Here is a 6,775-nt window from a genome sequence, read left to right as displayed (position 1 = left end):
CCCTGCACAACTTTGCGCAACATTGTGGTCACTCCCCGAAATCAAATTCCCTTCTAACTTTATGTGTAGCGCACTCGTTTTTCAGATAGGCTCACCCTGTGCCAGAAAAGAAAATTGACTTCCCTCGTCACTGGGTGGAATTCGCCGATCCCGAAGATTCAACAAACATATTTCGTTGTGATTTGACTTGGCTAACGAGTCGCTGGACTTGTATCTGGGGTCAAGGTTGCAAAGGCATCGATAAAGATAGCCCCGATGTTGGCTGTTGCACTTACGGTGCGCATATGGCGGATAAAGAAGATGAAAAGAAAACCCGAACTTTTGCCAAACAACTAACTCCTGAAATTTGGCAAAACTATGAAGAGGGTCGAGCAAACGGCTTTATGGAACGTGATGCTGATGGTGATAAAAAGACGCGTGCAATTAATGGTGCCTGTATCTTCCATAATCGGGGCGGATTCTCCGGTGGCGATGGTTGCGCGCTACACATTTTGGCACTACAGCAGGGGAAAAACCCCATTGAGACCAAGCCCTGGGTGTGTTGGCAATTGCCAATTAGGCGCACTTTCGAAGAACAAGATCGTGGCGATGGCAGCAAAGTTGATGTTGTGGTGATTAGTGAATTCAATCGGCGCGGCTGGGGGGCTGGCGGTAAGGATTTGGATTGGTACTGCAGTACCGCTACGGAAGCACACATCGCTAGCAAAGCGGTATACGAATCGTACGAGGCCGAACTTATTGAGTTAATGGGTCAAAAGGCCTACCAGATTTTGAAGACACACTGCCAGGCCCGCGAAGTCACATTAGCGGCGGCGCAAAATATGGGTGATCGAAAACTACTAAAGGTCTTAGCCGCACATCCAGCTGATCCAAAACCAGCACCTACCAACCAATAGATTCTGCTGCTGTCGGACTGAGCCCGTAATCTAAAGCCATGGCTAAAACTGCGCGGGCGGCATTTAAATGCACTGAATGTGGCTGGTCTGGATCAAAGTGGGTAGGGCGTTGTCCCGAGTGTCAGGCCTGGAGTTCTGTTGTTGAATCTACGACTAGCACAAATCGTGCTGGCCTAAAAACAACCTCCGTTGGGGTATCACCTAGCCAGCCAGCTAGACCAGTTTCTGAAATCAAAATCGGTGAAGTTGAACGAACATTGACCGGACTTGGCGAACTCGACCGAGTGCTAGGCGGGGGCTTAGTCGCTGGACAATGTGTTTTGTTGGCTGGTGAACCAGGCGTCGGAAAGTCAACTCTGTTACTGGCTGCGGCAAATACCTTTGCCAACTCTTCAGGCAAGCCGCGGAAGGTGCTTTATGTTTCTGGAGAAGAGTCTGCCGAACAGATTAGTATCCGCGCACGACGCATTGATGCGATGTCACCAAATGTGCTTATCGCAGATGAAACAGATCTTGCTGTCTTGCTGGGGCATGTTGAAGATGTGGATCCAGACCTGCTCATTGTAGATAGTGTGCAAACAATTGCATCGGCCGAACTAGATGGACGTGCGGGAGGAGTAGCTCAGGTACACGAAGTTACTCAAGTGCTAACCCGAGCTGCCAAAGGCCGGCGTATGCCCTTGCTCTTAATTGGTCAATCGACCAGGGATAACTCTGTTGCGGGACCGCGATCCCTGGAACATCTTGTTGACACTGTGCTTACTTTTGATGGCGACCGCAGCACCCCGCTGAGATTACTACGCGCAAATAAAAATCGTTATGGGCCAGCTGATGAGGTTGCCTGTTTTGAACAAACGGATGATGGGCTTCACGAAGTCTCTGATCCGTCGACACTTTTTAGATCACAGCGTGATTCAGCGATTCCGGGCACCTGCATCACAATCACCCTCGAAGGTCGTCGGGCGCTCCTGGTTGAAGTTCAGTCCTTGACCACAACTAGTTCAGGAAATAATCCAGTTCGGCGCACAACTGGGTTAGATGTAACCCGAGCAACAATGCTCACTGCAGTAACGGAGCGGGCTGCTCGAATCAAACTTTGGGATCAGGATGTCTATTTAGCTACGGTTGCTGGAGCAAAAGTTTCTGATCCAGGCGCAGATTTGGCAATGTGTTTGGCCCTCACCTCCGCCGCTCGCGATCAGGCAATCGCTGATGATCTTGTGGCAATCGGCGAAGTAGCCCTCAGCGGTGATGTCCGTCCGGTGCCTGGCTTAAGCCAGCGACTGGCCGAGGCGGCTCGACTCGGGTTTACCACAGCAATCGTGCCCAGAGGTACGAGCAAATCTGTAAATTTGGCCGGCTTGAAACTCATCGAAGTGGCGAATCTTGCTGGGGCGATTGCTCACCTGTGAATTAAGGGCAGATTTGGCATCGGATTTGTGCAGAGGCATTTTATTTTTTTGATTTGAGCCCTAGACTTCTTGTGCACCCGCTAGGAAAAGGATATCGCAGTGCCCGCTAAAGAAGTAGTTGATACCGAGGCAATCTTGCGCTCGGTGCTAGCTCAAGTTGCACCTGGAACCGCACTTCGTGATGGTCTGGAACGTATTTTGCGTGGTAGCACTGGCGCCTTGATTGTTCTAGGTGAAGACAAATCTATCAATCAAATTAGCAGTGGCGGCTTCAACGTAAACATTCCGTTCACCGCTACTCGCTTACGCGAATTAGCAAAAATGGACGGGGCGGTGTTATGCGATCGCGAAGCAAACAACATTTTTGCCGCCGCAGTTCAACTGCTACCAGACCCCTCGATACCAACTGATGAACAAGGTACTCGTCACCGAACCGCAGATCGAGTTTCTCGGCAAACGGGACTCCCGGTAATAAGTGTGAGTAAATCAATGAACATCATTGCGCTCTATCTTGATGGTCGGCGTTATGTACTTGAAGATTCGGCATCGATTTTGTCGCGCGCTAATCAGGCACTTGCCACATTAGAGCGGTACAAGCAGCGTCTGGATGAAGTAGCTGGCTCACTCTCTGCACTTGAAATTGAAGATTTGGTGACTATTCGTGATGTTGCAATCGTTGCGCAACGACACGAAATGGTTCGACGCATTGCTGCCGAAATTGCTAGTTATGTCGTTGAACTCGGTACCGATGGCCGATTGCTCTCACTTCAGCATGACGAATTGATTGCCGGTACTGTCGACGAACAGCGCCTAGTAGTTCAGGATTATGTCCCTAATCTGACTCGGCGAAATAAGGCGGTTGAAAAGGCACTGATAGCTATTTCCGAACTAGATTCGGCTGGCTTATTAGATTTAGGCCAGGTTGCTGTCGCCCTAGGTCTGCCCGGTGACATTGATTCGCAAGATTCGCCGATTCAGCCACGTGGTTATCGTCTGATGGCCAAGGTCCCGCGGCTTCCTGAAGTAGTAATTGATAAATTGATTTCGCATTTTGGCGGGCTACAGAAAATTCTTGCAGCTACAGTTGAGGATTTACGCGACGTTGAAGGTGTCGGTGAAGCACGGGCCCGAACAATTCGCGAAAGTTTGTCGCGACTAGCTGAATCTAGCCTGCTCGAACGCTACGTTTAACCAAATCAGAAGTTTTGTAAATTACTCGACTACGAAGCGAGCGCCAGGGCTAGTTAGTGCGCCGTTTCGCGCATGTGCCCAATAGGCGCCGTATGTGGCATCTGCCAAAACCTGACAATTTTGCGCGGAAAGTCGGCCATTCCAAACCACTTTTACTGACCAAGTCTGCCCTGGCTTCAAGGATTCATAATTGCTCTCCGAGCCAGGCGAACAATGATCAGTAGACCAAACTAAAGCTGGACCAGAAATTATGGTAACTTCGTTTGCCCCAGACCCAACATCGCGCTTGCAAGTGCGGTTTGAAATGTTGGTCACGGACATAATTATGTCTTGCCCAGCGCCCGCCCTTACTACCTTTTTCTTGAGTGCAACTTTTACGCTTACTTCACTGTCAAGGCAACTTCCTGCTGGTTGACTGCCGGTGACAATCGGACTTGGCGACTGCAAAGTTATTGGATCAACAGCGTCGCTAGGTTCTGGTTCTGGACTCTCAACACCGACTGGTTCACTAGATTCGGTTGCTGATGGCGAAGGACTAACTGTGGTTGTCGGTGAACTTGAGGGAGCTGCAGCCACCTTGTTATCGGATCCCGAGTTTCCAAAAACTGATCGACCGATAACGAAAAGAGTCAGCAAAACAACTACTAGAAATACTGCACGCCTGCGCCAATAAACTGCCTGTGGTTTTGGTCCAACTGGATGCACAACTCCTGACACCCTTTCACGGTATTAACTGAGTAGTTATTTCCTCTGGAGGCACACCGCACATGTTGGCAAACTCATCATGTTTTTATCGGTGACAACTACGGCTGGCAATGCTGTGGCTACGAGATTAAGGGGATGACTTTGCCCACGGGCTGACCGCCGCCGAGTGTGACTCTACTGTCGAGTTGTCGGTCCACCTCTTCAGAGACGACGCCAAGTACATCGCGCAGAATAGCCATTGCAACTGGGATTCGAGCCCGCTCGCCACCATCAGCAATTTTGATTGCTAACGCGCGTCCATCACCAAGGCCAATCGCATAGACACCTTCTGCCCCATCCTTGGCGATTGCGCCCGGTAAACCTTGCATGAGCCTGGTTACATCGCGCCATGTTCCGGCGAGAAATTCGGGGTATAACTTAATCGCACTGCTGATCATGCGTTGATCCGCGGTTGCACTTGGACCGGCGAATTGGCCAAAAGCCCTGGCCAAACCGACTAGCGTGCTGGACATCACTGGCGCCCCGCATCCGTCAATTCCGACTACTTCCACTTTTTCGCCTGTGCACTCTTCGATTGCCGCCTGACAAGTTTGTTGGAGCGGGTGATCTGGTGCGCAGTAGTTTGAAATCGGCCAACCGGCAGTTTTGCAGGCTAGGAGCATTGCTGCATGTTTAGCACTGCAGTTCATGTAAAGCGATGATTTAGGTTGCCCTTGTGTAATTAACTCAGTTCGCTGCGTTTCATCAAGTGGGTAGTCGCTAGGGCACTGCAAATCTGAAACGCTACATTCTGCTTCTTGCAGAATTTGTCTAACGCCAGCGATGTGAAAAGCTTCGCCACTATGTGATGAACAAGCCAGCGCGAGTAGCTGATCGTTGAGTGGTAAGCCTACTCTTACCATGCCCAAAGTCTGCATCAGCTTGTTTGCTGATCGCGGGAAAAATGTTTTTGTTACATCACCTGTCGACCAAAGTACTTCCCCACTCGAGCCAACAACAACTGCACTGCCGAAGTGGGTGCCTTCAACAAGTCCACTGCGAATCACCTGGGCCAACGGAACCGACATAGGTTCATAGTGGCACGGGTTCAGATAATTTGCTGGGCAGGTAGACCAAAATGGAGTTATGCGTGCGGTAATTCAACGAGTAACTGGGGCGGCCGTACACATTGCTGGACAGGTAGTTGGCGAATTTTCTGGTCCTGGCCTTTGCGTCTTAGTTGGCGTGAGTGTTGATGACGATATCTCTAAATGTGTGACCCTTGCAGACAAAATCTGGAAACTTAGAATTTTCGAAGCGGGAGCGCTTCGCGCGCATGGGATCAAAATTGAACCAGAGAAAAATGAGGTTTCGGCAGCGGATGCAAACCTTCCCATTTTGCTAATAAGTCAGTTCACTTTATTTGCGGATACTAGCCGTGGAAGGCGACCGACTTGGCAGCAAGCCGCTCGAGGTGAACAAGCCGAACCACTGATAAATGAACTAACTCGTGCACTTCGCGACTTAGGTGCAAGCGTGGAAACTGGAAAATTTGGCGCTGACATGCAAATCACTCAGACCTGCGATGGCCCCATGACGATACTTGTGGAAGTTTAGTCAGCAACAACAATTGGGACTTGAGCGGCTGTTACGCCGCCAACAATCAGGATGTCAGCTAAGTCAATATTGCGCTTGATTACCCCAAGTCCCAACGGACCACTTTCATAATCTTGAATTACTGAAGTCAGTCGGCCAACTTCAGCATCGCCAAGAACAATTGGTGCTCCGATTATGGGAAGTTCGTTTGTAGAACCATCAATTTGCAACTGAACTAGTCGACGCGGTGGTTTTCCCAAGTTGTAAACGCGAGCTACAGTTTCCTGTCCGCGATAGCACCCTTTTTGCAGATGAACTGCGGGGGTGATCAAGCCGAGCTCATGCGCAATTGTTCGATGATCGGTTTCGAATCCGAATCGCGCAACTCCGGCTCTGATGCGGTGCGCCTCCCAAGCCCAGGTTCCGACCAATACTTCACCTAACTCGGCGGCAAGCAATTCTCTTGGGACGACTATTTCACTTACTTGCCAAGGAGCAGGACGCTTCGGAACATATGCGACAGGAGTATCTGAATCTCCGAGGTAGGCGGCTGGAGAATGCCAAACAGGAAATTCGCTAACTACCCAACCTGGCGCTCCAATGACTGCATAATCGGCGGTGACTAAGGTAACAGCCACATCCGAGCGGAACTTCATTTTGGTTAGATAAGCGACGAGAGATTGAGCGGAACCCGTTTCGCAAATAAGCCAAGTTATCTGACCGTCGTCAATCAGGTGAAGGTCGTGTTCGATGTGGCCATTTGGCGACAAACTAAGAGCTTGGGTGCTGGAATATGGTTCGAGTAAGTGCTGAGTTAGTAATGCGTGCAACCATTCATGTCGGTCAGGACCAGAAACCATGACAACTTCTCGATGTGATAAATCAACTCGACCAAGCCCCGCAACAAGTTGGCGCTGCTCTCGGAATGGATCGCCATAATGCCACGGCACAGCAGCATCGATTGCGGTTTGGTCCATCATCGGAATTGCCGTCATA

7 protein-coding genes are annotated in these 6,775 nt (G+C 50.2%); 4 read left to right on the top strand and 3 right to left on the bottom strand.

Annotation, left to right across the window (positions count from 1 at the left end; all coding sequences use genetic code 11):
* Nucleotides 1-98 precede the first annotated feature (98 nt).
* The 3 genes from EBS36_04435 (at nucleotide 99) to disA (ending at nucleotide 3,499) form a co-directional block, all read left to right on the top strand.
* A complete protein-coding gene (locus EBS36_04435) occupies nucleotides 99-896 on the top strand; it encodes a DUF3109 family protein (GenBank protein NBU32399.1) in 798 nt (265 codons plus the stop codon).
* 38 nt (nucleotides 897-934) lie between these two features.
* Nucleotides 935-2,308: a DNA repair protein RadA gene (gene radA, locus EBS36_04430; protein ID NBU32398.1), complete on the top strand. Its 1,374-nt coding sequence runs from the start codon at nucleotides 935-937 to the stop codon at nucleotides 2,306-2,308.
* Nucleotides 2,309-2,443: 135 nt separating this feature from the next.
* A complete protein-coding gene (gene disA / locus EBS36_04425; GenBank protein NBU32397.1) occupies nucleotides 2,444-3,499 on the top strand; it encodes a DNA integrity scanning protein DisA in 1,056 nt (351 codons plus the stop codon).
* Between the two features lie 21 nt (nucleotides 3,500-3,520).
* Here disA and EBS36_04420 read toward each other — a convergent pair whose 3' ends face one another.
* Both EBS36_04420 and EBS36_04415 read right to left on the bottom strand, forming a co-directional pair.
* Nucleotides 3,521-4,204: a hypothetical protein gene (locus EBS36_04420; protein ID NBU32396.1), complete on the bottom strand. Its 684-nt coding sequence runs from the start codon at nucleotides 4,202-4,204 to the stop codon at nucleotides 3,521-3,523.
* Between the two features lie 119 nt (nucleotides 4,205-4,323).
* Nucleotides 4,324-5,271, bottom strand: a complete 948-nt coding sequence (locus EBS36_04415) for an asparaginase (protein NBU32395.1) — start codon at nucleotides 5,269-5,271, stop codon at nucleotides 4,324-4,326.
* A gap of 58 nt (nucleotides 5,272-5,329) precedes the next feature.
* Between EBS36_04415 and EBS36_04410 the strand changes: the two genes are divergently transcribed.
* Nucleotides 5,330-5,800 carry a D-tyrosyl-tRNA(Tyr) deacylase gene (locus EBS36_04410; GenBank protein ID NBU32394.1) on the top strand — a complete coding sequence of 157 codons (471 nt, stop codon included), beginning with the start codon at nucleotides 5,330-5,332 and terminating at the stop codon, nucleotides 5,798-5,800.
* On the opposite strand, the gene EBS36_04405 is transcribed toward EBS36_04410, so the two are convergent.
* Nucleotides 5,797-6,774, bottom strand: coding sequence for a folate-binding protein (locus EBS36_04405; GenBank protein ID NBU32393.1), 978 nt, complete (start codon nucleotides 6,772-6,774; stop codon nucleotides 5,797-5,799). The two genes, EBS36_04410 and EBS36_04405, sit on opposite strands and share 4 nt — an antisense overlap.
* Nucleotide 6,775: the final 1 nt, after the last annotated feature.

The organism is Actinomycetota bacterium, from assembly GCA_009923495.1.
GTDB lineage: Bacteria > Actinomycetota > Actinomycetes > S36-B12 > UBA5976 > UBA5976.
The sequence above is the reverse complement of the archived record's forward strand: the minus strand, read 5'-3'. Positions and strand labels throughout refer to the sequence as shown.